We start from the raw sequence: 26,805 nt of genomic DNA, 5'->3' as shown, positions 1-26,805 counted from the left end.
CGGCGGTCGCAGGTGAAGCAACGCAAGCCGCCAGGGTGGGCAGCACCACCGCGCAGCCGGCCGTCCCAGGCGCGGCGGTGCACTGGCTCAGCGTAGGCAGCACGGCCGCGCAGCCGCTTGTGGCCGGGGCGGCGATGCAGGCGTCCAGCGTGGGTGGCGGCAACACGACCGAGCAGCCGGGAATGGCCGGATCGGCCTGGCAGGCCGACAGGCTGGGCAGCACGGCGGCGCAGTCAGCCAGCGCCGAGTTGGCGATGCAGTCGGCCAGCGAAGGGCGCAGCACGGCGCCCAGCACCGTCACGCGGCCACTGACCGAGTCCACAGTGGACTGGTTGTCGATGCTCGCCGCGCTCAGCGTGATGTCGCCCGCCTGTGATCTGAGCGGGCTTTGCACCGTGAGGGCACCTGTGACATCGACGTTGATGGGCCCGCTGCCCAGCGAAGTGATGCCTTCTTCGGGCCACACCATGCCAATGACCAGCGGCGTGTCGTTGCCGCGGTAGTTGAATCCTCCGGGCCCGCTGGCAAAACCGGCCAGCTGCTTTACCTGGTTGCCCGGTTGGGCAAGGTAGACCGATCCGTTGTCAGCGCGTGCCGACAGCGCGACCACACTGATGGGCGCCGTCTGGTTGATGTCGCCCGAAGTCGTGCGCAACTCCAGGCGGCTGCCGTTCCCGCCATTGATGGCTCCGTTGATGTCGATGCCCGCAGTGGCATGCAGGGTTAGGCCCGTGTCGCTGGCCCACGAAACGGGGTTGACCACCCGAATCATGCCGGCGCCCGTGCCGACCGAGTTGTCGGTGGTGACGGTCACCATGCTGTTTGCAAGCGCAGCCTCCAGGGTGGCGACGCTCAAGAGCGAATCGCTCACGGCGCCAGAAGCGACAAAGGGATAGGCCGACGTGTCGGCTGACGTGTCGCTGCCCGTCATGCCCGCGCCGGTGGCGCTGGCCTGGTCGTTGGCGATGTAGATGTTGGTCGGGTCCAGCAGCAGCGTGCCGGTGCGGCCGTTGGGCGCGCGCGTGTCGACGCGTCCCCGCATGTCGAGCATGTGCCCCGATGTCTCGACCAAGCCGCCGTCGCCCGATTGCGCGCCGCCGCGGGCGCTAATGCTGCCGTAGACGCGTGTCGTGCCGTCGGACCAGGCGATCACCTTGCCGCCGTTGCCCGATGCCAGGGCGTCGGCGCGGATCGTGGCCTCGCTCGACACATAAACCTGCTGGGCGTTGGGAACGGCACGGTTCTGGCCGCGGTAGTCGCCGCCGACCAGCACGGTGCCGCCGCCGGCCTGGCCGCTGGCCTCCACGCGGGCGCTGCCCGTCAGGCCCACGCGCTCGCCCAGGAGGTGGACCGTGCCGCCAGTGCGGGCAGTGGCGCCGCTTAGGCCGGTCACGCCGCTCGCGCTGGTCAGGCTACCCGCTTCGAGCAGCAGGTCGCCGCTGGCCTTGAGCACGATCTGCCCGTTGGCCCCTACGGCTGCTTGGTCGGCGCTGACCAGGCCGCGCTGGTTGACCAGATTGCCGTAAATGCCGATGCGCCCGCCTTGGGAAACAATCTGCCCGAGGTTGACGGCTTGGTCCTGCGGTGCGCTGATCACTACGTGCAAAGCCGGGTTCTGGCTGTCGGCCAGCATCACGCTGCGGCCTGCGGCCAGCACGACGTCGCCGCCGGGCGAATGGATGAGGCCGCTGTTCTCGACTTGCGGCGCGATCAGGATCACCTGCCCGCCTCCGGGCGTCGAGATGCTGCCCTGGTTGAACACGCTGCCCGCTGTGGCGCCGGCGCTGAAGTTCATCTTGCCGGCCAGGAAGTCACTGTTGGAGATCCCCAGGCTGGACGCCACCAGCCCATTGACGTCCACCCGCGCACCGGCGCCGAACACCACGCCATTGGGGTTGATCAGGAAGACGCGGCCATTCGATTGCAAGGCGCCCAGGATCAAGGACGGCTGCTGCCCGGTGATGCGGTTGAGCACTGCGCTGGCGGCGTTTTGCTGGACGAAGCGCGTTACCTCGCCCGCCGCGATCGAGAAACCGGGCCACTGGATGATGGTGCCGGGCGTGTTGGTGATGGTGCGCACAGCGCCGAGCTGCTGGAAGCTGGCCTGACCATTGACCACGGTCTGGGCGCTGGCGCCCCCGGCGAGCATGACGGCGGCGGCCAACAGGACCGCTGCAATGATGGCGTGGATTGTTTTCATCTGCGTCCTGGGGAGGTCAATAGGAAAGGGACAGGGCGATGTGCACCCGGCTGTCGCCGGCGGCACGGACGCTGCCGCCGTCCAGCACCCGGCCGTAGTCCACCTGCACGCTGGCGCGCCGGTCCAGCGCAAAGCGCAGTCCCAGGCCGGCGCTGGCGATGGACGTGCGCTGCTCCTCACCCGGCAGGGCCTTGTTGCGCGAAACGCGGGCAGCATCGATGAAAGCGAGTGCGCGGCACTGCACCGGGATGGCCGCGCTGGCCGGGCACCAGTTGGGGGACTGGATTTCAGCGCCGGCAAACTGGCCCTGGTCGCCCGCGACTTCACGCTCCTGAAAGCCGCGCACCGAACCGGCGCCGCCAGCGCCGAATTGCTCGCCGGGCACGAGCGCTGCCCGGCTCGCTTGACCGTTGAACTGCAGGCGCACTTGCCAGTCGCCTTGTATCTGGCGGTTGTAGCCCACGCCGTAGCGCAGCACGCGGTAGCTGGCCGATGCGCCTGCGCGCTGGCGGCTGAAGTCCGCGTCCTGGCCGTTTGCCCCACCAGGAATGTTCTGCAAGCCCGTCAATTGCAGGCTCATCTGCGCCGAGGGCAGGCTCAGCTGGCCGGAATACGTGAGCGACACTGGACGGACCGTGACATCGTCGCCCATCTGAAAGCCGCCCAGGTCGATGTCATTCTTGTACGCCCGCCAGTCCACGCCGTAGATCAGCGTGGAGGCCAGGTCGCCCCACAGCGGCAGCGTGTGGTTGTAGCGCCCACCGAGGACTGTTCCCTTGCCGCTGACCTGCAGGTCCAGCACGCCGGCCGTCAGCGTGCCGGAATCCACGTTGGAGTGGCTAGCAAAGAAATCAATAGAGTCGCCCAGCGCATACAGCGGCACGTGGTACCCCACGCCCAACACGCTCACCTTCGACGGCTTTTCGGCCGAGGTGGTGTACTGTAAGGTCATCACATGGTCCAGGTCCCAGACGTTGGCGTGCTGGTAGAGCATGCCCAGACGGGTGCGGCCGGTCTCGACGCTGCCGGTGTTGTCGGCGCTCAGTCCGATGCGCCATGGCTTGCCCTCCGTTACGCTAATCAAGGCGTCGACCGCATCGGACTGCTCGGCGCCCTGCAGCGCCAGCGTAACTTGCTTGGCCGGGTTGGTATTGGCCACCCTCAGGCTGGCCGAAATGTCACGGATGTTAGGCAGGGTGCCTTCGCGCAGCGCGGGCAGGCTGGCGCGGATGTTGGCGGTTGAAAACACTTCATTGCCTTGCACGCGCACTTGGCCGATGCGCGGCTCGATCACCTGAACGCGCACCACGCCCTGGGCGAGTTCCTGCTCGGGCAACTGCACGAGAACGCCGCTGTAGCCGCGCTGGCGATAAGCCTGCTGCAGTGCCTCCACCGCGCCGCGCACGTCGCCAAAGCTGCGTTCGGCGCCGACAAAGTCGGCGAGCAGCCCTTCGACTTCGGCGGCAGGCAGCAAGCTGTTGCCCTCCACGGCGAAGCGCGAAATGGCAAAACGCGGTCCGCCGCTGCCCTCCACATCGGCCGCCTGTGCGGAAAACGCGGCAGCGGACAAGGCCGCGACGACAAGGAGCACGCAGGTGCGGCGCAGTCGCGTCCCGTCTGGAAGTTTTTTCATGGCGTTGACAGTTGGGTCGGACGGCAATCCGGCATGGCACAAAGACGGCGGGAAGACTTCACCGCCAACGAGGCGGGAAAGCTTTGGAGTTTACCGATTTGTTTAATCTTGTACCAAAACGTATCAAAATTAACAACATCTTCGAAAATCAAATTTCTTGTCATTTGCGCCCGATCCACGCGCCAGCCGTTTTGAAACATTCCCGGCATGTGGGCGTTCATAGCACGCAGTCCATTCACGCCGTAACGCGCGCGGTTCTGGGACGCTGACTTGAAGACAATTGGGTAAACCGCAAAGATGCCCGTGGTCAAGCGCAAGCAAGGACTGCTCAGGCGTCTTTGACATCACCTCAAGATCGGCCCTTGCCGAGCCAGCCCGGGGTGCCAGGTCCCACCGGACTGCCCACCTCAATCATCGATAAAACCGTTTTCGCTGCTTGTATGGAGGAGAGCGGCAAGGAAGTAAACGTCGGCAATACCCTTGGTCAGATTAATATCCGCTTCACCTCATCAAGCGATGACCTGATCATTGCCCAGGTATTCGGTGATGCCGGTGGTCCTGAAGGTGTGGCGATGCCTGAAAGCCATGGTGTTCGTAAAACATCTTTGCGTGCTCATGCACTGCATGCCCTAACAGCACCCATGTATGCAGCGCACGCGCCTGACGGCATTCAATTCATTCGGCACTTTTGGAAGCAAGGCCTGCCAGCGCACCTGAAGAGGGTCAACCGTCAGACTCCAAATTCAAGGTTTTCAGCCCACACCAAGGCCGCCAGATGGGACTGGTTGACGTGAGCGGATGTCATGCACAGTGACTCGGCAATATGGAAGGCGTTGCCGTCCTGGCTTTCGCACGCCTGCGCCAGCGCCAGGAACGGCCCGTAAATGCCTTGACGGTAAAGCAGCGCCTGCACAATCGCCTGCGGCAGCGAAACCTCATCGAGTACCTGCTCAATCGGAATGCCAAGAAGCGGCTCGAGCAACGAAAAAAGGCCCACGACAAACAGGTAGCCCGCTTCTTGCCGGGAAAGCATTTTCTGGCCGAGCAACTCGACAAATCGCCCCCGGACAAGCGCAGCTTGCAGCAGGGCAGGAGATGCTTGAACCTGGTCCGCATTGACCAGTAAAAATAACGCCAGCCAGCGATACAACGGCGCATAGCCGAGCATCGTCACCGCATGGCGCAACGATTTGATTTCAGATTGAATTCCGAAACTTGCAGAGTTGATGTGGCGAATGAGCTTGTAGGAAAGCAGGGCATCGCGCTTTAACAACTTTTCCATCTCGCGGACATCGACATTGTCATGAACCATCTGCATCAGCTGCACGACGATCGCCGCGTGCGGGTTCAACTGCGTGGACTGACGCTGCTGGCGAGGCAAGGCGCAAAGATTGCCGAAAAAACTCATCACGCCCAGCGCGGCGCATGCCTCAAACTCCTGCCAGTCCGAGACGTTGTTGACCAGCACGCAAAGCGAATGCTCAGCTTGTTTAGTCAGGCTGGCCATTTCGGCCAAGTCGGGATGTCCAAATTCAGCCTGGAGATGCGTCATGAGTGAAAGCAGCCCATCATCTGAGGCCAGCGCTGCCCGATCCGGATCGCGCATCGCCAGACCAAAACCGTGCGCGTTCAATGACATGACCCGAGACAGGGCGCCTGCGTTGGATAGATCTTTCTGATCGAAAATCAGCACGATGTTTTCAGGGATCAAGCCGTGCAGGGTGTTGACCGGCAGCGCCGCAGTGCCTGTTTCAATGAAGAACGGACGCGACGTGGGTTTTTCATGCGCGCAGGCGATCAAACCCACAAGCCGGGCAAAGGCGTCCTTGGAGGGCGCAGGGGCGCTGCGGTCACTGCATTGCCACCCCAGCCTGTAGCCTCGGACATGCTGCCTGACATCGAGCAAAGGCGCACGGTAAAGATAATTTTCCTGATTCATTAGCAATCGATTCAGTAGGGCGGCGGGTCGACGTTGTATTCAAGGAAATCCGAGCCAGCCTTGCGGCTCTGCTGTGGCTGCGCGCAACAGCAACAACAACACTGAATGAAAATTCGGACTGCTCAGTGAGTTGAGCACTTTTACTTTTTAAAGGTTTCCTATGCCTCATCTCTTGCCAGTGCTGGGGAATAAGCAAGAGGGGTATATCTTTACGCGGCAATCGCCTTTCTGGCCTGCGGCGGTTGTGCAGGTGCCGCACGCCCGGCGCTTGGGCGACGCACGGACGTGGCTTTGTGATGGCCAGGCTCGCTGTCCAGCCGGAACACGCTGACCACCTGGGTGAGCCCGCCAGCCTGCTCCTGCAGCGACTGCGCCGCCGCCGCTGCTTCTTCGACCAGTGCCGCGTTTTGCTGCGTCACCTGGTCCATCTGCGTGATCGCCTGGTTGATCTGCTCGATCCCCTGCGTCTGCTCCTGGCTGGCCGACTGAATCTCCGCCATGATGTCCGTTACGCGCCTGACGCTGTCGACGATCTCGACCATGGTTTTCCCCGCATCGGCCACCTGACGGCTGCCCACGCCGACCTTTTCCACCGAATCATCGATCAGCACCTTGATCTCCTTGGCCGCTGTCCCGCTTCTTTGCGCCAGGCTTCTGACTTCAGCGGCCACCACCGCAAAGCCCCGGCCCTGCTCGCCCGCGCGGGCCGCTTCCACCGCTGCGTTCAAGGCCAGGATGTTGGTCTGGAACGCAATGCCGTCGATCACGCCGATGATGTCGACGATCTTTTTCGACGAGGTGTTGATCGCGCCCATGGTCTCGACCACCTGCGAGACGACATCGCCGCCACGCACCGCCACGCTAGACGCCGAGACGGCCAGCTGGTTAGCCTGGCGCGCGTTGTCGGCGTTTTGCCTGACGGTGGAAGTCAGCTCTTCCATCGAGGCGGCGGTTTCCTCTAGCGACGAAGCCTGCTGCTCGGTGCGACTGGACAGGTCCTGGTTGCCGGCGGCGATCTGGCTCGACGCCGTGGCAATCGTGTCGGTGCCCTGGCGGACTTCGCCGACCACCTTGGCCAGGCTGTCATTCATATGCTTGAGCGCCAGCATCAGCCGGCCAGTCTCGTCTTTGCTGCTGACTTCGATGTGGCTGGTCAGGTCGCCGGCGGCAACTTTTTCTGCCAGCGTGAGTGCTTGACCCAAAGGACGGGTAATGCTGCGCGCCAGGAACCAAGCTAGCAAAGTGCCGATAACCAGAGACAGCGCAGTGCAGACAATTAGCAGCATGCTGGTCTGGGCACGCAAATCCTCACCGCGTTGTGCCGCCGCATCGAGTTGAAACCGCTGCGAATCCACCATTTCCTGCACCCCTGCCAGATAATTGCGCGAGGTCGGCTCAAAACGTGTGGTGAAGACTCTGTTGGCCCCTTCCACATCACCGGCCTGCTTGAGCTTGCTCACCTCTTCACGCGCGGCCAAGTAGTTTTTACGCAGCTCTCCCACCTTTTCAAACAGCTGGCGCTCTTGAGGCTTCACCATCTGCGCCTCGATGAGTTTTTGCAATCCATTGGTTTGTTGGATTGCTTCGGCCGTTGCCGGTGCGAAGTAAGGGATCAGACTGGCATCGCTGCTTTTGGCGATGGCAGCAGCTCGCTGCACACCCGACGTGGTGTGGCGCAACCAATCAGCGCCAGCACGTTCGGTCTGCACGTTATCTTTGACCATGCCTTCAATTTCGACGCCCAACTGGCGCAGTTTCAGCACGGCAAACACACTGCTCGTTAAAAACAGGGCAAGAATGACGCCGAGCACAAGGGCCAGACGTTTGCCTATTGAGATATTGTTCAGAAACATGAGAGTGACTCTGCAAGATAAGGGGAACGCACAAATGCAGCAAACCTAACGGCTGCTGCACACAAAAAAAGGGGGCCAACGTCAATGTCCGTTGGCAACTCGGCACCTCATGCAAAGAGGCTTGGCTTCTTGCCTTAAAAATCTTCCTGATCCAGCATGAAAGACAAATACTTGAGTGGTTGTGTGGCAAAAGTGCCGGCCGGTCCAGTTGCAAAGGCTGATGCATTGGCGTTTCTTGCTGTTTTCACGAAGCTTCTTAAAAAAATGGCGCACCAACGGAACTACTGCCGATGGCTATCACTGGGTATATCGGCTTTTTCTGAAAATACTTTAGAGGACGTTGCGTGTTATTTTTCCATCGCGCGCATGCGTTTCAAACGCATCGTGCGACGACCAGGCAGCCAGGGTTGCGCCGGAAACTGCTGGCTCTTGCGCCCTTGATAAACGCGTTTTGGATGTTCGTATAGAGGACAGCAGCAAGGAAGCAAGGTCAGCAATAACCTGGGTCAGATCAAGATCCGCTCCACCTCATCAAGCGAGACCTGATCATTGCGCCGGTCATAAAGCCCAGTTGTTCGGGCGCTTTCATGATTGGCCATCTGCTGCGCAATCTCCAGCTTGCCGCCATTGCGCAGGTACTCCGTGATGCCGGTGGCCCTGAAGGTGTGGCATCCAATCTTGGTCTTGATGCCGGCCTGCTCGGTCCGGCGCCCGATCATTCGCCACACATCGGACTGGCTCATCGGCCTGTTTGAAAGCGTGACGCTGCGGCCGGTCGCCGTGCAGAACAAGTAGGCTTTCGCCCCAGGCTTTGCTGCTTCCAGGTAAGCATGCAGGTAGTCATCCAGATTGTGGTGGCACGGCATCTCGTGCTCCTTGCCGCCTTTTTCATGCAGCCGCACCCAGGTGCGCCGGCCCTGCACATAGACATCGTCGACCTGCATTTTGATCACCGCGCCCACGCGGGCGAAGGTGTAGACCATTAAACCGATCAGAGCGCGGTCGCGCAGGCCGGTGATGGTGGAGGTGTCGATCGCATCGATCAGCGTTCGCGCCTCGTCGGCAGCGAGCACCGGGGTTTTGCCTTTCTTGACCGAGTGCCGGGGTCCGCGCACTGAAGAAGCTGGGTTGATGGGGAGGACTTGGCCGACGACCAGCCAGTCAAACAGGACGCGCAATGCTGCGAGCTGCAGCTTGATCGAGGGCGCTGTCATCTGCCGCTGCAGGGTTTCGATGTAGGCGGCGACGTGGACTGGCTCGATGGCCTGCAGATCGTGCAGGCCGTGTTCGGCGCACCAGGCGCTAAAGCGGCTGGCGGCGCGTGCGTAAGCCCGGCGGGTGTTCGGGTTGCGGATCTGCGCGGTGAAGAATTCGATTGTCCGTTTGGCCGTTTTGGCGTCCGGCGTGAAAAGGGTCGGTAGGCTGGCGAGCTGGCTGGACGGGATTGTGGTGATGGCTTGGGACATTTGAGAGCACTCTATCATGAATGATAAAGGACGTTATCATTCATGATGAAAAAAAATAAGATTTGCAGGTTCAGGCGGCGGAAAAACAACTTGGCTCACGTCTGATCAAATCGGCTATTGACAGAGACTATTTGCATCTTTGGCGTCAATGCACTTTCCAGCCGCTTTCTTCGCCTTCGATTGAAATTTCCCGCCGGTATGAACGCGTTGTCCGCTGCCAAGCAGCTGCCCAATAGTTTTTGTGCATGTACCCCCAATAGTCGTCTTCGACCGAAGGTTTGCTCGACGGTGCAGGCTTGACCAGTTGCAGTTAGTGTGGGCCGGGGGCGATGCAATGCAGGCTCAGTTGCACTTAATCCTGGCCCGAGGGAGCCGATAGATGCAGTTAATCCTGGCCGCAAAACGCGCTGAATGCAGGCCCGGCGCTTTTCAAATGCAAGTCTCTACACTTAACAAGATGGAAAGCAGCCATGATGAATTGGCTACTCGAACCATAATTTTTAGCTTAACGAACAGAAAGCGCCTTTCAAGGCGCAATAGCAATCATTGTGACCTTGCTGATCAACGTTTTTTGTCTGCAGCCTCAGCAACGTCTTTCGCATATTTTTCAACAGCAAGCATTCTTTCAGCATCACGATCTACCTGCTCTTTGTAAATAGCCTCCTGAAGTTTCTTAGTCTCTTTTTGATTTGATTCATTAGTTTCCTTTTCAAGAATTAATCTTTCACGGTCTCTTTTATCTGAAGTTTTCATTAATTCTTCTACTTCTTTATAGGTTCTAGCGTTAGCCTCTGCTTGCATATCAACGCGATCTTTTTCTTCTGCCTGAGCTTTATAAACAGGATCAGCTGCACGGTGAGCCATATCCTCTGCTTTTCGATTACTTTCCTTATGCATAAAAAACATAACCGCAAAAACAAACAAGCTGAAGCAAACAGCTAAGCCGAAAAGAATTATTTTAAAAATAGTTTTTAACTTATTAATCATTCAAACTTTCTAAAATTAACTGACACAAGAAAAAATTTGCTTTGATTAGAGCGCAGCCATCGCACTACCATTGTGCTAAAAGCGCCTCCAGCCGCACCACAGCGGCAAGCGTAAGCCGCTCAAGGAACGCCACCAGCTGGCCATCCCCCAGACTCCGCCGCATCGAGCACTTGGGCCTGCGCGCGCCTCCCGGACGGTGCGCCAGTCTTCAAGCTCCAGGTAGCCGAGCGCGTCGGCTTCGTCTTGAGATTCCTCAGCCATCTCCTCGTCAGTCTTGTCGTCCAAGCCAAATTTTGCCTTTAGCCGAGACGACCAGTACAGCTGCGATTTCCGCCGCATGGCATTGACATATTGAATAAACAAAGCGCCGGCAGCCTTGTCGCCTTCGGCAGCGTTAGCCAGGATGGCAAAGGGTGCAGCCCCTTGGAGTGTCCTTCTTTCGTCGAAGCCTTAGCCAGTTCTCGATCAGCGCCCCAATGCCTGGCCTCGTCCATTTTTGCGAGTAGTTGTAGAGACTTGCATTTGAAAAGCGCCTGGCCTGCATTCAGCGCGTTTTGCGGCCACAATTAACTGCATCTGTCGGCCCCTCAGGCCAGGATTAAGTGCAACTGAGTCTGCATTTGACGGCGCCGACCTGCATTGCATCACCGCCGGCCAGAATTAGCTTCAACTGATCAGGCCTGCGCCGTCCAGCAAACCCTCGTTTTTGGACGCCCTCTGTCAGCGCGGTAACCACAACAAACGTCGTGCATATTCCGGCCCTGACCTTTCCAGTCATTCCGATTGAGAAACGTAAGCCAGAGCTATGCACAACACCTAAATCCTTGAAATGTCACCGTCAGCTTAAGGCTGAAAGCTGAAAGCTGTCTTTCAAATTTCATGACTGAAGTCACTTAATAAATAACATAAAAGGCCTTACCCGGAAAATCGGGAAGATCCTCGCAATGGAAGTTTTAGACCGTTTATTTATTGACGGTGGATGTAAGCTGAAACGTGTGGTTTGTTCGATGGCTTATACGTCTTTTCCCAAATATCCCTCTTTAGGTACTTGTTCGATTCATCGTACTTGTAAACCTGCGTAATTTTCCACTCACCCCCTACTTTCTCAACAAGATACTTAAACTTGAATCCTTCAGTGCGCCACTTCTTGTCATACTCATCAACCTCAGATCCAACAGGCAGTGGCGTGACATTCCTAACGCTCGTGAAAACAATGGCGCGCGTTTCACTCTCAGTCTTTACTTCATCAATTTCCCGAGCAATAACTTCTGCCAAACAGTTATCTTTCTTAGGTGTTCGTTCCGCCAAAACGTCGCCACTAGAGACTTGTGGAAGGTACTTTAGATGGTTAGGAGGTGTTTGAGCTTGTTTCAGCTTGCAATCATCTGAGGACTGTGCCTCAACCAAGTCAAGATAACGCCACCAACTTTTCACTGCTTGATCTGGAGAACTTGTTTGAATAGTAATCAGCTCTGCAGCTACTGCTGGATTTGAGCCAGCCGACGAAGCTGGTGAAACCGAGGATACCGGCGGGACCACAATTGTAGGTACTGTAGGTGATTTGCTACATGCCGAAAGAAAGCTGATGGCAAGTGAAACAGTGAGCAGTGTTCGCATTCTCGTTTTCTATGTATAGTAAATAAATTCTTGGTCGAAAAGACATAAAGTAATTTATACCAAAAAACATGTAAAATAATATATCTACTGCGGGATAAACTGACCAGAAAATTATTCTGAGATCGTTTTGGCCGATTCTAAGTATCAAACTAGTGTGTTTTGAAATTGGGGAGTGCCTTTGAAATACTGCTTCCGCTGCAAAGCTGTAGTTTGCAGTAAATCTCAGGGTGCCTGTTTTTGAATGCAGGTCGCTACACGTAGAGTTGTGAGTGCGGGCAATGTCCGAAATGGGACGAAAGCTAGCCGGTCAGACTTTTTGTGCATGTACCCGAAATAGTCGTCTGCGACCAAAGGTTTGTTCGACGGTAAAGGCTTGATCAGTTGCAGTTAGTGGGCCGGGGGCGATGCAATGCATGCTCAGTTGCACTTAATCCTGGCCGCAGAATGCACTGAATGCAGGCCTGACGCTTTTCAAATGCAAGTCTCTACAAATATTCCTGATGATCTAGACAACCCAAATAGCTTCATATTTTTGGAATGTTAAAAAACCATTTATGGAGTTATTTTTTATCCTTCATCGGGCAATTTCGCGCATCGTGATTAATTCCGTTGCAAATCTTGCAGCGCCTAGCCTCTGGGCAAGTTTGAGAATTGTGCCCCGGCTTATTGCATACGGAACAGCGATTAATGTTTGGACAGTTTTTGATATTGTGATTTCCAGCACCGCATACGCTACAAGACATAAATTTTCCATTGTATTTTTATCGAAATTCGGCCGCCTTCACGTCGGCTGTTCAGAACTTCCTTCGCTTAATTACCCTGCCTCGCATCCCTTTTTACTTTATCGATGTACTTTCCAAGACTAACGGTCGACAAAACGGCAACGGTAAAAACAATTGCAAATGCGGAAAGACTTTCGAGGGGTGTGTTGCTGTTTCCCATAGCGAGGTCTTTTAAATTAATCTTTTTTTGCTGCTGCTGCTGCGGCGACAGCTATGCCAGCGACAGCTATGAAAACCCCCTTAATTACATCACCAGTATGTGAAGTTATGGAGGAAGTACATCCAGGGCATAGTTCGTCGTCATATATGTCTCCTCCCTTGGCATAGTCGTGGCACCCAGGGCTTCTACACACATAAATGGTGTTGGAGCAGGCGGGACACTGACATTTGTCACGCCTCGCTGTGTTTTCCTCAATAGTGAGTGGATTTATTGTTTCTTTGCAGAAAGGACACATTCCCAAATGCTTCGTCGACATAGTGATTTCCAAAATTACATGCACGATTCTGGGCTTGGCTGCGGCCTAGGGAAGCAGGTTTTTATTGGTGCTACAAGCATTAGCATTTCATTTTCCCTTTGATTTTTTTTGTATAGTTGCTTCTGCTGCCTTTTTTTGTGCAACTCTTTTGGCTTCAACCTCTTGCTTCTTTTTTGCCTCAAGGATCTTTACCTTGGCTTTTGCCAAGTCAAGCTCTGCGTCCCTTTTTATTTCGGCTGGGGTTCTATTCTTAGTTCCGACAGGTTTTGCCATGTTGTTTACTTCTAAATTTAATTAAATGTACACCACATTTACGATAAAAATATTATAAATATTGAGTGAGTTAGAAGTTTTTTATTCGGACAGCCTTCAAACAATCCTTGTGGTTTCGTCCGCTTTTTTTTGGCTTTTTTTATCGGGTGAATGAACGAATGGATGGATGGATGGATGGGCTGAGTGGATGAACCGCACCCAGCAGACCGGGTGCTACGCGCCCCGAGTTGTGGTCTCTGTCTATCCGGTAACGCGTCCCTGACGCAAAAGCCGGTCGGCTGCGTCAGCTGCACTAACGCTGAGGTGCCCATCAAATTTCGTCTTCCAACGGGTCACACTTATGCCGCCAAGGATTGCTGAGCAGCATGCTTGCTAATCCAGTTCTCAAGGAACTGAACTGGCGAGATGTAGCCTAGCGTCGAGTGGCGGCGCCTGCGGTTGTAGAACACCTCGATGTACTCGAACAGATCGGCCTGCGCTTTGGCCCGCGTTGCATAGGTAGTGCCGTGTACCCGCTCGTTCTTCAAGCTGTTGAAGAAGCTTTCGGTGGGCGCATTGACCCAGCAGTTGGCCTTGCGGCTCATCGATGCCGTCATACCGTATGAGGCAAGCTTGGCGCTCATGGCACCACTGGCGTATTGGCTGCCACGGTCGCTGTGAAACATCACCCCAGCCTCGGGCTTACGCCGAAACTAAGCCATCGTCAGCGCGTCAGTGACGATGTCGGCTGTCATGCGCGGCTTGATCGACCAGCCGACGACCTCGCGGTTGAACAGATCGAGCACAACGGCCAGGTACAGCCAGCCTTCGCCCGTCTGAATGTAGGTGATGTCGCCCGTCCACACGCGGTTCGGCGCCTGCGGCGTGAAGTTGCGCGCCAGCACGTTGGGCGCCACCGGCAGTGCATGCTTGGAGTCCGTTGTGGCCTTGAAGCGCCGCTTGTGGCGTGCCCGAATACCGTTGTCGCGCATCAGCCGCTCTACGCGGCGCAGGCCAATGCGCTGGCCTCGGCCCTGCAGTTCCTAGTGCATGCGCCGCGAGCCGTAGGAGGCCTTCACTTCGGCGTGGATGCTCTTGATCAAGGCCACGGCCAGCGGGTCCTTCAAGCGCGTACGGTCGGGCGTGCCGCCACGGCGCCAGGCACGGTAACCGCTAATGCTCACGGCCAGCACATCGCACATGTCCGGCAGGGGAAATTCGCGGCGCTGCGCGTCGATCCAGGCGTACTTCACAGCGCATTTTTTGCAAAGTACGCCGTCGCTTTTTTTAAGATGTCGACGTGCATCTTCAGCCGCGCGTTCTCCGCGCGCAGCCTGGACAGCTCCATCTGTTCGGCTATCACGGGCTTGGTGCCGGCTGCCGTCAGACGGCCGGCTACCGACGCTTTGACCCAGTTGCGCAGCGTCTGCTCGACCAGACCCAGCTCTTTGGCAGCCACCACGATGCCCATCGCCTGGGCGTGCTTGACGGCTTGCTCCTTGAACTCGGCTGTGTACTCTTGTTTCGGTATCTTCTTCACTTGTCTTCCTTCAAGTCTCGATATTAATCATCGAACCTTGGAAGACGAAAAACGGCGGGCAACTCACGCCGAGTTGTTTTATTCATAATGTTTTAAGGGTTTCACCCTCGCACGGTGCAAGTGCTAGCCCTATATCCACTCGCCTCAGTAAACATAACGCCAGTAGCCAAGCCCGTGCCTGGCAGGCGTCGTTCCGCGTAGAAATAGCCGCACGTTTTTCTGCCGTTGTTTGCTGAACGAGTTTATTGGCACTTTGCAGCCACAAACCGGACATAAGCCCGGATTTTTAGCGTGCCAAGAAAAGCGCCGTTTGGCGAACACTATTTCATCGAAGGATTCGAACTGGTTCAGTCAGCAACAGACTGGAAGCGGCCATATCCTTGGCACCCGTCGTTGGCAGCTTTAGTTGGATTGCAGTTATACAAAAGTCAACCTGCTAATGTCGTAAACGCAGTTGTAGCAATAGTGCAAGTTTTAAAGATGTACCATACGCCTTCTGTATTAATAACTTCTGCGCTGACTGTATGGATTTTAAGGAGCAAATTTGACAACTACTGCCGCTGCCACTATCGCTATTGCTAGTACTACTGCGCTCCTAAAAAAGGCGCTAGATGACATATATCTCAAGGTTAAAGAGGCTGGAGTTCATCATCTTGGACTGGCACGAAGCGACATTAAGGAATCAGTGATTGCTCGTGCGTTGTCCACCATCACCAAAGTAAAAACATTATGGAATGTCGAGAAGGAGGTTTCACTTTATGAGTTCTACTATCCCTCCAGTATCATTTTTTCGGATGATATAACAAAAAGAGTAACTAGCTTGCGGAATTTCGGTACGCTGCAGAATTTTGTTATTCAAGGTACGGCAGGTCAGGGTAAATCTATATTTCTCCGTTATTTATGCGGACAAGAGTTAATCCCTAGCATCACGTCTAACAGGGTGCCATTATTTGTTGAACTTAGACGCGTGCGCTCTGACTTGAGCGTTCACAGTTTAATACTCGAAGCCCTACGGAAATACAAACTTCCTTACACGGATAATGCATGGGATTTCCTTGCTAATACAGGTAAATTCATCCTACTTATGGACGCGTTCGACGAGATTGATCCCGTATTTGCAAGTCAATCAGTAGCCGAAATAGAAAATATTGCTGATTTGTATAAGGGAACGCTTCAAATTATTGTGACATCACGACCTGAAGCCGACATTCAGAGATCTTCTAGATTTCGAGTCTACAAGCTTGCTCCACTTGATGGCGAAGACCACTTACCATTTCTGAAAAAGATATGTGCGGAAAAGGATCAAGCAGAAAGTCTGATGAAAGTATTGAAAAGCAGCACCACGGAAATTCGTGATCTGCTTACAACTCCTTTAATGATGACTCTCTTGGTTATCTTATACAAGTCGCTGCAAACTGTGCCAGATACGGTACCGAAGTTTTATGAAGAACTTTTCGATGTGCTTTTTTATAGACATGATCATTCGAAACCAGGTTTCCGTCGAAAAAGATTTACTCAACTTGACGACAGCAGGATCAAAAGGCTTTTCTCTGCTTTCTGCTTTTACGTAAGGCTTGAAGGTCTAGGAGTCTTGACGAACGCACAACTTCACGCTTGTGTGAAACAAGCGACTAAGGCATGCAACGAGTTGGTGGATGCTGATAGATTCAAGGATGAGCTCATCAAGACGGTATGCCTCATGCAGCAGGATGGATTTGAATATTCCTTTATTCATAAGAGCGTCACACAATACTATGCGGCTTCGTTTGTAAGAAGCAGTAGCGAGAACTTCGCAGCAAAGTTTTATGAGCTTGCAGCGAAACCAGGACAGAGCTGGGATCTAGAGTTAAGATTTTTGTCCCAAATCGACACGTATCACTATACGAAATGGTATGAAATTCCCTTACTTGAAAAAATTTCTTATACGCTTCAGTACTCGTTCACTACTTACGACAGTTCTGCGGAGATGCGTATAAATAATCATCTTATGAACAAAATGAGTTTAATGTTTGGCCATTTTGGTTTGGAGGAAAAAATAAGTGGTGATCGAGAAGGTGAGAGAATTGCAGGTTGGTCGCACACTGTGACCAATAACGATTTAGTATTAACTGAATTAGGCCAAGATTGGGCTAGAGATATTGTGTTGACAGCAACGGAAGATCAATCCTTCAACAAAAAATTGTTAGCTGTCAAAGTAGAGGAAAAAATTGAAACAGAAGGGCCGCCACTTGATGTTGATCTAGTGCTGTGTTTATATATGAAAGACGAAATTATCGCTCGGATGCCAGATTTGGGAAAACATACTCTTAAACGACTCCAAGATCGCTACGACGCAGCAATGTTGGTCATAAAAACCGAGGACGAAAAAACTGCCATGCTTGCCGCGCTGCTTTAACTAGCAGAAATTGTTCTGTAACATAATCAGCATTATGTCAATTACTAAAGTTTTCAGATGCGAGATGCCTGCATGTTTAAAATTGTTGTGTCAATTTTATAACATCATGTTTAGTGGAGCTAATCGAAGTTTAAAATTAGGTCGCGTTTTTTTCACGTATGGCGATAATCTAATATTCACCATGAGTTAATGTGCTTTGGTAATTATCAAATCAATTGACTGCTTTCGCTGCGTTGCCGACTTTGGATTAGTGCCAATTAAATCATTGGTTACTGGACACGAATCCAAAATTAAAACCGCAGCGGTTGCAATCCTTTTCCATCAAACGTTGTTTCCGATTTCACAGTTCGTCAACATATTTAGCTAAGCATTAAGCCTACACTGCAAAGCCATCTCGTATGCAGTATTAAAGTGCGGCTCAAGGGGTCGTTCCATTGCTTGATGCTGCGTGATAACGGTTTGGCGATCCGAGTCGCCAAGATGGCCCTTGAACATAAGCCAAGCGAAAAGATGGGGTGTTGTCTGGGCAAGAGCGTGGCCAGAATTTTCTGCCAGTTTGCGAGCTTTCACGTCATCGGTAATGACGGCTTGTCCAATTTTCATAGCAAAAGCGATCGAGGAGAGTTCTCCCTTGCCAAGGTTCTTGCGACTCTGCAAAACCCTGATATTTTGAAGGTCGGCGATGTCGCAGGAGTACGACTTAAATGCGCCATTGCCTTGCTCTTTCCGTAATCGACGCATGAGCTCAATTTCAGCGGTTGTCGATGTCTTTCGAGGTTTGATTAAACACTCGTAGTGAACGAAGCTGGTGATGCAGAAATCGCAGTGAGACTCCTTGGATGCGCCATACAGCCGGATCGACGACAGCACATTCCAAACTGAACATGTGTCAGCAACATTGATAAGATGAAACCTTGAAGGATCAATGGCCATGGAGCGAGCGGCCGTAAATGCTAGCGAGTTCGGTCAATTCAGTTTGGCTCGACAACAGAGCTTCCGCCAAGCGTCCCACGCTGATGATTCCATTACTGAAAGCGTCAAAGCAAAGCCCAACGTAAAAATCAGAAAGACCCAGTTCAAGCAATCGCGCTTTGCGATTACGTTGTGACGTAGTGAGGGAATTAGGCAATTCAGGTTCAATTTTTGATTCACGCGGCACGCGCATCTGCTGGATTCGGTTTGCCGTAGGCTCGTCGATAAGTTTGGCTTCTTTGAGCGCAATGGCCAAGGCATGACAGCTCACACGGAGTTCATTCGCCCAGTGTATGGCGTCGGCTTCACTCCATCTGGTTGGGTCAGGCAACAAAGCCAGGAATGCAGGCGGCATGAGGAAGCATGAGGCGAACCGATTAGCCCGGACTTCAAGCATGTCCAGACCATGTGTGCGGTCAAACGACACGCTAACGCCTTGGGCGTAGTCAAAAATCGCGTGAGCCATCTCATGGGCTGCACTAAATCGTTGCCGGTAAACATCTTCGCTGAGATTGATCAGGGCGCATTTGCCAGCGACTGGATGCATGATGAAAAGCCCGGAAATGTCTGAATTGCCTAATTTACGTCGAAATACATGAACGCCAACACTTCGAAATTCGTCGTAAATATCACGCGAGACTTCCTTCGCAGAGTGTCCAAGAGCAACTCTAAATCGCTCAGCAGCGGTAGCTCCTTGACCTTTGAAATATGTTCCCGTTGGAGTAAAGTCAAATTGCGTTCTCCGCTGGCCGAGCTCCTGCATTAAAAATGCTTCGGTCTCGCACAAATAGAGAAAGTCTTGGATGGCCAAGCGATCTTCTTTGGTGAAATCGGCGCCATGGGCGCGGTAAAGCGCATCAGTTTGCTCAAACGAAGCGACCTGATCGTTAGAGATGAAAAATTTGAAGTCGCAACGATAATTATCGGCAAGAATTAAAATTTCATCGCCAGTTGGCTCTGTTTGACCTTTTTCGATGGAATCGAGTCTAGATGCGTAAATCCCTGTCGCATACGAAACGTCATCAAGGGATAACAACAATTGTCTCCGATATTGTGAGAGCTTAAAGCCAAGAGATCGCAGATCGATTGCCATCCCCCATGATAGTCGTTAGCGGACCTTGTATGAATGAAGTAGTGCCACTTGTTCACAGGCATTTGCTGTTCGAATAGAATTCAAATGAAAAATATTTCGTATTCACACTACTTGGCACTGCTACAATTGCTATGCGACCGCTAATTGGATTAGGCCGAATTTCGCAAATTTGGAGTTGAGGGTTCGAATCCCTCCGGTATTTAAAGCCCAGCCAAGTGCTGGGCTTTTTCATTTAGTACGAAAAATTCAAACTGATGCACTATTTACAGGCTATAAAACCTCCTAGTGTCTCACTCAAAGTTGTAAAAACTTAGTTTCGAACGCCGGCTATTTGACAGGCATTTCATTAAATCGAATTGCGATTTTTTAGTCTATGCTCAAAAGCGTTATTGCGCAATAGACCAACAAACTCACATTTATGACTTATTGATTTTGTTGTGATGCATTTATCAAAAGTTTGGCTTATTAGCACTAAACTACCGCTATATGCGCTAGATTTTTGAATCATGAGAAAATTCGTTATGCCCGGTAACGCCACCCAAGACTTCCTAATACTGAATTTTAGTTATTCAAAATTTTTCTCGGAAAAGCGAAGGACACGTGGCTGGATTTCAACTTCAGCACCGAATTTAATATTCGGTGAAAGAAGCGATTAAGTTTTGATCAGAAAATCGTCTTTGCTATAACCTGCAGCCAGTTGAGCCGCCAGCCAAGCAGGAGATTTTCCGCGCCCAGTCCAGGTTTTTCCACTTTCGTGGTCCTGATATTTGGCCGCGACCATACCGCGTTTGTCACCAACTGGACGCTTGATGGATGAGCCTTTGCCAGATAAACCTAAATCAGCAGCGGTCAACTCATGAGTTTTGATGAGTTCTTTGGCTGAAGCAATAACCTGCATGCGTTCGCCTTTTCGCTCTTCATCAAGCTTCTTGCGCAATTCATTGAGGGTAGCTTCAGCTTCCTGGATTTTCTGTTGTAGTGTGGAATCTTGTGTCATTGGTATATTTCTTAAAAATGTAAAGCTTTATTATAAATACTTACTGAGGTATTAGGGATCAATGCATCTTAAACCCATTTAAAGCAGCGCTTTTCGCACTTACCAGCCGTTTAGTCACTAAAGGAAAACGTGCACAGGTCATCGGTTTCTTATCAGGCACCCATAACATCACGCTAGTCGTCAACTCAGAAAATTGTCAAGAAGATGCACTTCAGAATGGTGCTAGGGACTCCTAACGCGATGCAAGCGCTTTGATGCCTTTGGCATCTTCGGTCACCAGCGCAATGCTGATGAGGTCGGGCTGCACAAAATCGGTGAATTCGGTATCAAGGAAAACCAGCATATCTATTCGAACTTGATCCCGGCCAGTGCTGCCAGGTCTATCCAATCCTGCTCCGTTGGGTTATAGGGACCACCAGCCGCATCCTCCAGCAACATCGCCATTGCCTTTGCTGTTTCGTTGTGGCGAAAGCCATCAAACGATATCGCCAGTCGGGCAAGTTTGTTGATCGCCTTCGGGTCGCCAAGGTGCCGCATGAGCAAACCCGCGCCAATTGAGGCCAGCGCCCGGATTTCAAGCCATGACAATTCGCCACGGTCGATGATTCTGGCCGTGAAAAATTCAGACTGCGGTTTTCGTTCGATGTCAGGCGGTGGGTCAATCAACATAACGGCGGCTCCTAAAATTGAATCAGTGGACGCTGCAACTATGCAGCACTCGAATCAGGTGCAACCCGCTGGCATCAAGCCGGTATGTCCCTATGGTTCCGATCTTGGCAGTCACTGGAAAATACAGCGTGAGGTGAGGAATTTTTCGTTCCTTGCGCGGCGTCGGCGGCTTTTCTGAAATGGCCATGATTCCTCCTGGTTGTGTTTAGCGGCCTTGGCCTTTGGCAAGCGCACGCTGCTTGTTCTCTTCCGTTTGCAAGGCGTTGCGTACTTCACGCAGCAACGTTCTCATGCCCTCCTCGCCATTCTTCCTCTCGATCTCGTTACCCGGTGCAAACCGCCCGTAGCCGGTGTCGATACCGTCATATTGGAGGTTTTTGGTGAGTTCAGCTGTCTTGTAGAGCTTCACTTTGTCGTTGACCTGAACAGCGACAAAATCCTCATTTGAGGCGATCACAACGCCGCCTGCCGGGGTGTTGTGATCGTCCGGTGTCGTGGTTGAGAGCGCCAACTTGCTGGACGGGTCGGCGGCTGCTCTGGCCGCGTCGATCTGCTGGTGAATATCGGCCAGCTGGACGCCTTCTGCCAGCCGGCGTTCTTCGGCCACTTTCTCGGCTTCGGTCTGCTCGGCTTTTTCTTCTTGCGCCAAGCGGTGAACCTCAACAACTTCAGCAGCTTCGGCCTGGGCGACTGGCTGATCACTCTCGTGCGGCTGAGAGGTAAAAGCCTCCTTGACAGCGGTAGGCACCAAGACCGGTTTTATGGGCTTGGCCCTGCGCCCTGGCGCCATGCCCTGCTCTGTGGATTGACTGGATGGCGTCAAGACCGCTTCTGTAGCCTCCTTTAGCGTCATGCTTGCCTGGTGGCGTTCGGCTTGGTATTTTTCGGCCTGCAACCGCTCGCGCAGGACCTCCAGGGCCGGATCTGCAAACCTGCAGCTCAACCCGTTGGCCACAGCCACGGCAACAGCGTTGTGCTGGAACGCTGCCGGGCCCGTCAGGGTCAGCACGTTGCCGAATTTCTCCTGCCCCATCGCCAGCGCGGCGGCAATGCCGGCCTCGGAATTCAGATCCAAAATGACAATCGTTCGCCCTTCATCCCGGAACACGTCTTTTCTGAACAGTTGGTAAGTGGTGTGCTGGCGCGCATCGACCGTGAGTGTGAGCCATCGCAGCGTGGTTGCGACCGGGCTGGTGCTCGCTACTCTGCTTTGCTCGCTGGCTGGCAGGACGTGCAGGCTGACAATTTGCGGCTGCTCTTTCCACTGCTTGTACATCGGCAGCGGCTTGTACCTAGCCTGCAGCGCCTGGCGCTCGGCCTTGTGCTGCGCCGACAGTTCGAGCTTTTGGGCGGCTTGCTGCATGGCCGTGAAGCTCACCAGAAAGTTCCTTTCCTCGCCTTCGCCTTTCCAGTTCCTTGCAAAATGGACGGATCGTTCGGCTTTTAACGTTTGGGCAAGCGCTGCACGTTCGCCCTCGTGGCGCTTTTGTAGCGCAACCGTGTTGTGCGTTTTGGCGGTTTGTTGGGCGTCACGGATGGCAATGTATTCATTCCAGCCGGGTTGGTTCGCCCTCAAGGGTTGGTTCGTTCTCCGGGTCGCAAGCCCGTCTGCTCTAGATGGATTCGCCGCATGGCGCCGGCTTGCTCCGAGTTGGTGTTCACTGGGAAAGCGCCTGTTCGGCTGTAATGCGCTTGCAACTCCTCCGGCGTGTGTTCCCCCCGTTTCAACTGCACGAAAAGCATCGGCTCGTCCTGCGCCAACTCCCCCGGCAGCATCTCCGGCAGCTCGTCCGGCACCCCATCGCAATCCGTCAGCAGGTCGTCCACCAGCACGTGCATCAAGGTGCAGTACACCCGCACGCCGGGTTTGGCCTTGATTTGTAAGGACTGCCAGAGTGCATTCGGACAGCTTGCGCATACCGTGTCCGGGCGCTTTTCCAGGCGCAGCAGGGTGCGGCTCTTGGGGGTGATGGTGGTACTCATTGGGGTTGATTTCCTGAGAGGGTTGATAAGGGCCAAAACGCTTTTGTAAATTTCCAAAGCTGGCTTTGCGGTCTACGTCGCTGGCTTTGACACCAATGTCACCCACGTAGACTTTGGCGCCCGAGCCTTCGCGGCGGTATTCAAGCCCGGCTGCCGCCATTTGCGTGTGCAGGTCTTTCCAGCTGGTGGCCTGGGCAATGATGGGGGTTCCTCAGAATTCGGAATTTAAAGCACGTTAGCGAAGTTCCTCGCCAATGAAAGTCGGCCCTTTACAGGCGTTCGACATTCTCAAAAGTCATGTTTTTGAGCTTTGATTTAAAAAATGGGTTTTGAGAAGGTTTGGCTGGAATCTCACCTTTTGGAGGCCTGCTTTCTCAAAAAATCTGCTCAAAATTCTTCGTTTTCGATAAACGTCGATCCGGGCTATATCGCTAACGTACTCTGCGATCCGTTTCCTGAGACGACCCCTTGTTCATCCGGGACCGCTCCAGAGCGTCATTTTTAGTAGTAAAATTACTAACTTTAGTAATCTCACTAAAAAAACTACACTGAATTGGAGTCATCGATGAACAAAGAAAACAAATTTCCTATCCCTAAACATCTATCCCACACACCGATCCTTGGGGTGGAGAACTACGAAGCGATTGATGGGAACTACAGCGGAAAATCTGATGCCAAAGGACTGTCACTTGGTATCGCTCAATGGAATACAGCAGGGAGAACCGAACTATCGGCAAAAGTATGGAGGCACTCTGATAAACGTTGGTCTAGGCAATCTGAAGAGCTTCCGTTACACCGAGTCATAGACCTTTCAACCTTGATCTGCACAGCAATTCAAACCGTAATGAACAAAGATCAGGCGAAAACTAAACTCGACGGCGACTACGTCGTTTCAGCGATCAAATATGAAGGTTCCGGTGAGGATCAGCGCTTGTTGGAAATCCTGGAAAACGAGCTACGAAAAAACGAACCACTGTTAACTGCCTGTATTAATCGCCTCACAGATGCCATCAATAAGGTTAACGAACTACGTCCAGCTGACTAGCCTTGCTTATCAGGGGACGTAATCGCTAACGTGCTTTGAATTCCGAATTCTGAGGCGCCCCCAAATACGCGCCAAGAAAGCACCAGCGACAGCGCACCAATGTCATTGGTGTCGCAATTCTTAGGATTTGCGCGAAAAGACAGTTTCAGTGCGTCCGTCATGCCGTTACGCTGCCGTTCAAACATCATCCCAGTCGGTGTGTGCACAATCAGCTCGACTTAGAGAATTGAGATTCAATGCACCTTCCTCCTATCTTTGTCAGTGGCGCCGCTATTGATTTAACGCACTTGGCCTCGATACAGAGAAACGCCACGATTGAAGTCCCGGTCAACATCAAAAAAACCGTACCCGTTGAGTTCGTTTTCTCGTGCCACTGCTACTCACGAAGACTCAAACCAGGAGAAATCGCGCCACATGACCAGTTCATCAGGGAAGGTGATCACAAGGCTCCGCGAAATCGTGTGTTCGATCAAACACGGTATGACCTGTCCAAGAAATTGGTCACACTGCTGGATGAACTAATTCAGACGAATGGAGAAGTTTCAAAGACGAAAAAACACAATTTTTTTCGCGTGACGGATGACGGGACGGGCACCCAATATTTCATCATCATGCACGCCAAGAAGATCAGCGAGCCAAATCGCCCCAAGTCGTTTCAGGTGATCGTTGAGTCCGCTTACCCAGACGATCCGACGAAGCCATCGCCTCACGCCAACGGAGGCCGCACGTTTGGGCAAATGCTTGGCGAAAAATGGATTTAGACCCCAGAAAAGGGTGAGGGAGCACAAGGCTCCCTCAATTACGCGAAGTTCACTTTCACCCCTCGTGGGGACCGCTTTCGCGGCGGAGACCAGCTGGTTACTTCGCTGAGCTGGGCTTGCGACTCTTGCAAGTCGCTCTCTTCAAAGTCCGACCACCGTAGTGGCAAGCAAGAAGAGCTATTGGAAGTAGATTACTCAAAAATGAGTGACCTGTCAAGTAACTTTCTGAGCCAAGCTGAACAAGCATGGAACCATGGGCCTCCTGCAGCCGTTGCATCTTCCACCCATCGATAACTGTATTTGTTGACGCCGACGCGAATTTGACCCAAGGGCCGATTTTGGGCTGACCCAGCCAAACGACCTGCCAGCCTGCATGCAACGTGGATTCCGATGAAATTGCCTGGGTCACTGAATGTCGGTAAGCTGGGGCAATCTGACGTCGGCGCGCACATGCACTGGAGCCTTGACTTGGTCAGACCTGGTTGAGTAAGGAGGCAGAGCACTTCCTCCTTACTTTTAGTATTAACCATTGATAAAAAGCGTTATCATTAGTTAAGAGGTGATGGACGCCGTTTGTGTTTGCAGGCTGCACACCCGCTCGAATGACGCTAATCTGATCGCTGCAACCTGACTTTGGCGCTCAACTTTTCAGCAACCCGCAGGTCATGGGCTGCTTGCAGATTCAGCCATCCTTGGGCCTCGCTGCCGAAATGGCGCTCCAGGCAAAGAGCCATCTCCACTGACACACCAAGATGGCCCTCAACGATTTCGCGCAATTGCGAATTCGGAACCTGCAGAGCCAATGACAGGGCACGAACACTGATACCCATGGGTTTTATGTAGTCCTCCAGCAAAACTTCTCCAGGATGGACGGCACGCATACCATTCTTAAACATGATGCTCCAATACTTCCATATCAAAAACTGGCCTTAAGCTGACACTGTGCATGGAGAACACAATGGACCTGATTGAACTGAAAAGCCAGCGGGTCTTGAGCGCACCTGAGTTCGCCCGCCTGGCCGGCGTGCCGCCCGAAGCGCAGTGGTTTGCCAATCTGGACAGCGTGCAAACCCGGCGCGCTTACCAAAGCGACCTACGCGCCTTCATGGCGTTCACCGGCATTGTTCAACCCGAGGAGTTCCGCACCGTCACACGCGCCCACATTCTGGCCTGGCGCGCCGAGCTCGAAAAACAAAACTTGGCGGGCGCCAGCATCCGGCGCAAGCTCGCCGCGCTGGCGTCCCTGTACGACTACCTGTGCGAGTGCAATGCGGTCACGCACAACCCGGTGCGGGGTGTGAAAAGGCCCAAGGCCGAAACCAGCGAAGGCAAAACGCCGGCGCTGGGCGATGCGCAGGCGCGGGCGCTGCTCGATGCGCCGCCCAGCGACACGCTCAAGGGCAAGCGTGACCGGGCCATCCTGTCGGTGCTGCTGTACCACGCGCTGCGCCGCGAAGAGCTTACGAAACTGCTGGTGAAGGATTTCAATCAGGAGCGCCGGGGCGTGCCGCATTTGCGCGTGCAGGGCAAGGGCGGCCGGCTGCGCTACCTGCCCGCGCATGCGCACTCGCTGCGTCTGGTCGCCGAGTACCTGGCTGCCAGTGGCCATGGCCTGGAGATGGATGGGCCATTGTTTCGGCGCGTCCGGGCGCCCAGAGCCGGCGCGCTTGCTACGGCGCTCACGCCCGGGGGCGTGTATTCGGAGGTCGTGGTTCACTATATGAAGAAGGTCGGCATTATTGGAGAGAACATGGGCCCGCATGCGCTGCGCGCAACAGCGGCGACTTCCGCGCTGGAGCACCACGCTGACATCGCCAAGGTGCAGGAATGGCTCGGCCACGCGAGCATCAGCACGACGCGGGTGTATGACCGGCGCGGCTTTCGGCCCGAGGATTCGCCCACGTTCAAGGTCGCCTATTGAGCTGGAAATGTGCCCTGGCGATCCGGTGGAGGTGGCCCAGCGCCATACGTGATGAGATTCAGGGGTCATAGCCCGGAGACGGCTTCAAGCACGCTGCCGAGCGTCATACGTGATGGATTTAGGGGTCATGGTGCGTATTCCGGTGATCGTGACCGATGATTCCGGCATCGTGACCGGTCATTCCGCTGATCGTGACCGACGGGATGAACCGGCCGAACACAGCG

At 53.8% G+C, this 26,805-nt stretch carries 23 protein-coding genes and 1 pseudogene; 6 read left to right on the top strand and 18 right to left on the bottom strand.

Annotation, left to right across the window (positions count from 1 at the left end):
- The 3 genes from GZ092_RS19745 to GZ092_RS19735 all read right to left on the bottom strand — a co-directional run.
- A partial coding sequence (locus GZ092_RS19745) for a filamentous hemagglutinin N-terminal domain-containing protein (RefSeq protein ID WP_293638884.1) occupies window positions 1-2,200 on the bottom strand: 2,200 nt, incomplete at its 3' end.
- Window positions 2,201-2,216: 16 nt separating this feature from the next.
- Window positions 2,217-3,833 (bottom strand): ShlB/FhaC/HecB family hemolysin secretion/activation protein, encoded by a 1,617-nt coding sequence (locus GZ092_RS19740; RefSeq protein ID WP_293638883.1) that lies wholly within the window; start codon window positions 3,831-3,833, stop codon window positions 2,217-2,219.
- Window positions 3,830-4,054, bottom strand: coding sequence for a hypothetical protein (locus GZ092_RS19735; RefSeq protein WP_293638882.1), 225 nt, complete (start codon window positions 4,052-4,054; stop codon window positions 3,830-3,832). The genes GZ092_RS19740 and GZ092_RS19735 overlap by 4 nt, the downstream gene beginning before the upstream one ends.
- Before the next feature lie 141 nt (window positions 4,055-4,195).
- On the opposite strand from GZ092_RS19735, the gene GZ092_RS19730 reads away from it, so the two are divergent.
- Window positions 4,196-4,627: a hypothetical protein gene (locus tag GZ092_RS19730; protein WP_293638880.1), complete on the top strand. Its 432-nt coding sequence runs from the start codon at window positions 4,196-4,198 to the stop codon at window positions 4,625-4,627.
- On the opposite strand, the gene GZ092_RS19725 is transcribed toward GZ092_RS19730, so the two are convergent.
- Entirely contained in the window at window positions 4,564-5,772 is a 1,209-nt protein-coding gene (locus GZ092_RS19725; RefSeq protein ID WP_293638879.1) for an HDOD domain-containing protein, read from the bottom strand. The genes GZ092_RS19730 and GZ092_RS19725 overlap by 64 nt on opposite strands.
- Window positions 5,773-5,981: 209 nt before the next feature.
- Window positions 5,982-7,625 (bottom strand): methyl-accepting chemotaxis protein, encoded by a 1,644-nt coding sequence (locus GZ092_RS19720; protein ID WP_293638878.1) that lies wholly within the window; start codon window positions 7,623-7,625, stop codon window positions 5,982-5,984.
- A gap of 156 nt (window positions 7,626-7,781) precedes the next feature.
- Between GZ092_RS19720 and GZ092_RS19715 the strand changes: the two genes are divergently transcribed.
- Window positions 7,782-8,066 carry a hypothetical protein gene (locus tag GZ092_RS19715; protein ID WP_293638876.1) on the top strand — a complete coding sequence of 95 codons (285 nt, stop codon included), beginning with the start codon at window positions 7,782-7,784 and terminating at the stop codon, window positions 8,064-8,066.
- A 65-nt stretch (window positions 8,067-8,131) separates the two neighbouring features.
- Here the strand turns inward: GZ092_RS19715 and GZ092_RS19710 are convergent, their stop codons facing one another.
- The 5 genes and pseudogenes from GZ092_RS19710 to GZ092_RS19690 form a co-directional block, all read right to left on the bottom strand.
- The gene (locus GZ092_RS19710; RefSeq protein WP_293638875.1) at window positions 8,132-9,091 is read right to left on the bottom strand and encodes a tyrosine-type recombinase/integrase; all 960 of its coding nucleotides are present in this window, start codon (window positions 9,089-9,091) and stop codon (window positions 8,132-8,134) included.
- A 561-nt stretch (window positions 9,092-9,652) separates the two neighbouring features.
- Window positions 9,653-10,078: a hypothetical protein gene (locus GZ092_RS19705; protein WP_293638874.1), complete on the bottom strand. Its 426-nt coding sequence runs from the start codon at window positions 10,076-10,078 to the stop codon at window positions 9,653-9,655.
- Between the two features lie 966 nt (window positions 10,079-11,044).
- A complete protein-coding gene (locus GZ092_RS19700; protein ID WP_293638873.1) occupies window positions 11,045-11,695 on the bottom strand; it encodes a hypothetical protein in 651 nt (216 codons plus the stop codon).
- 1,345 nt (window positions 11,696-13,040) lie between these two features.
- Window positions 13,041-13,226 carry a hypothetical protein gene (locus GZ092_RS19695; RefSeq protein WP_293638872.1) on the bottom strand — a complete coding sequence of 62 codons (186 nt, stop codon included), beginning with the start codon at window positions 13,224-13,226 and terminating at the stop codon, window positions 13,041-13,043.
- A 338-nt stretch (window positions 13,227-13,564) separates the two neighbouring features.
- Window positions 13,565-14,745, bottom strand: a pseudogene (locus GZ092_RS19690) (IS3 family transposase).
- 544 nt (window positions 14,746-15,289) lie between these two features.
- On the opposite strand from GZ092_RS19690, the gene GZ092_RS19685 reads away from it, so the two are divergent.
- Window positions 15,290-17,140: an NACHT domain-containing protein gene (locus GZ092_RS19685; protein ID WP_293638871.1), complete on the top strand. Its 1,851-nt coding sequence runs from the start codon at window positions 15,290-15,292 to the stop codon at window positions 17,138-17,140.
- 363 nt (window positions 17,141-17,503) lie between these two features.
- Here the strand turns inward: GZ092_RS19685 and GZ092_RS19680 are convergent, their stop codons facing one another.
- The 7 genes from GZ092_RS19680 to GZ092_RS19650 all read right to left on the bottom strand — a co-directional run bounded on the left by GZ092_RS19680 (window position 17,504) and on the right by GZ092_RS19650 (window position 22,854).
- Complete coding sequence (locus tag GZ092_RS19680) at window positions 17,504-18,073, bottom strand: hypothetical protein (protein ID WP_293638870.1); 570 nt, start codon at window positions 18,071-18,073, stop codon at window positions 17,504-17,506.
- A complete protein-coding gene (locus tag GZ092_RS19675; protein ID WP_293638868.1) occupies window positions 18,063-19,148 on the bottom strand; it encodes an XRE family transcriptional regulator in 1,086 nt (361 codons plus the stop codon). Before GZ092_RS19675 ends, GZ092_RS19680 begins: the two co-directional genes overlap by 11 nt.
- A gap of 709 nt (window positions 19,149-19,857) precedes the next feature.
- Complete coding sequence (locus tag GZ092_RS19670) at window positions 19,858-20,202, bottom strand: H-NS histone family protein (RefSeq protein ID WP_293638866.1); 345 nt, start codon at window positions 20,200-20,202, stop codon at window positions 19,858-19,860.
- Between the two features lie 345 nt (window positions 20,203-20,547).
- Complete coding sequence (locus tag GZ092_RS19665) at window positions 20,548-20,871, bottom strand: hypothetical protein (protein WP_293638864.1); 324 nt, start codon at window positions 20,869-20,871, stop codon at window positions 20,548-20,550.
- Between the two features lie 22 nt (window positions 20,872-20,893).
- Window positions 20,894-21,058, bottom strand: a complete 165-nt coding sequence (locus GZ092_RS19660; protein WP_293638862.1) for a hypothetical protein — start codon at window positions 21,056-21,058, stop codon at window positions 20,894-20,896.
- A gap of 18 nt (window positions 21,059-21,076) precedes the next feature.
- Window positions 21,077-22,447, bottom strand: a complete 1,371-nt coding sequence (locus tag GZ092_RS19655) for an LPD7 domain-containing protein (protein ID WP_293638860.1) — start codon at window positions 22,445-22,447, stop codon at window positions 21,077-21,079.
- Window positions 22,444-22,854, bottom strand: coding sequence for a hypothetical protein (locus GZ092_RS19650; RefSeq protein ID WP_293638858.1), 411 nt, complete (start codon window positions 22,852-22,854; stop codon window positions 22,444-22,446). Before GZ092_RS19650 ends, GZ092_RS19655 begins: the two co-directional genes overlap by 4 nt.
- Before the next feature lie 565 nt (window positions 22,855-23,419).
- Between GZ092_RS19650 and GZ092_RS19645 the strand changes: the two genes are divergently transcribed.
- Together GZ092_RS19645 and GZ092_RS19640 are read left to right on the top strand one after the other, a co-directional pair.
- Window positions 23,420-23,899, top strand: a complete 480-nt coding sequence (locus GZ092_RS19645) for a DUF6530 family protein (RefSeq protein ID WP_293638856.1) — start codon at window positions 23,420-23,422, stop codon at window positions 23,897-23,899.
- 236 nt (window positions 23,900-24,135) lie between these two features.
- Window positions 24,136-24,660, top strand: a complete 525-nt coding sequence (locus GZ092_RS19640; protein WP_293638854.1) for a hypothetical protein — start codon at window positions 24,136-24,138, stop codon at window positions 24,658-24,660.
- 608 nt (window positions 24,661-25,268) lie between these two features.
- Here GZ092_RS19640 and GZ092_RS19635 read toward each other — a convergent pair.
- A complete protein-coding gene (locus tag GZ092_RS19635) occupies window positions 25,269-25,556 on the bottom strand; it encodes a HigA family addiction module antitoxin (RefSeq protein ID WP_293638853.1) in 288 nt (95 codons plus the stop codon).
- A 62-nt stretch (window positions 25,557-25,618) separates the two neighbouring features.
- On the opposite strand from GZ092_RS19635, the gene GZ092_RS19630 reads away from it, so the two are divergent.
- The gene (locus GZ092_RS19630; protein ID WP_293638852.1) at window positions 25,619-26,581 is read left to right on the top strand and encodes a tyrosine-type recombinase/integrase; all 963 of its coding nucleotides are present in this window, start codon (window positions 25,619-25,621) and stop codon (window positions 26,579-26,581) included.
- The last annotated feature ends 224 nt before the right edge of the window (window positions 26,582-26,805 follow it).

It is taken from the genome of Polaromonas sp. (assembly GCF_010365105.1).
Lineage (GTDB): Bacteria > Pseudomonadota > Gammaproteobacteria > Burkholderiales > Burkholderiaceae_C > Polaromonas.
Note: the sequence above shows the minus strand (reverse complement) of the source record. Positions and strands in the feature narration are given on the sequence as shown.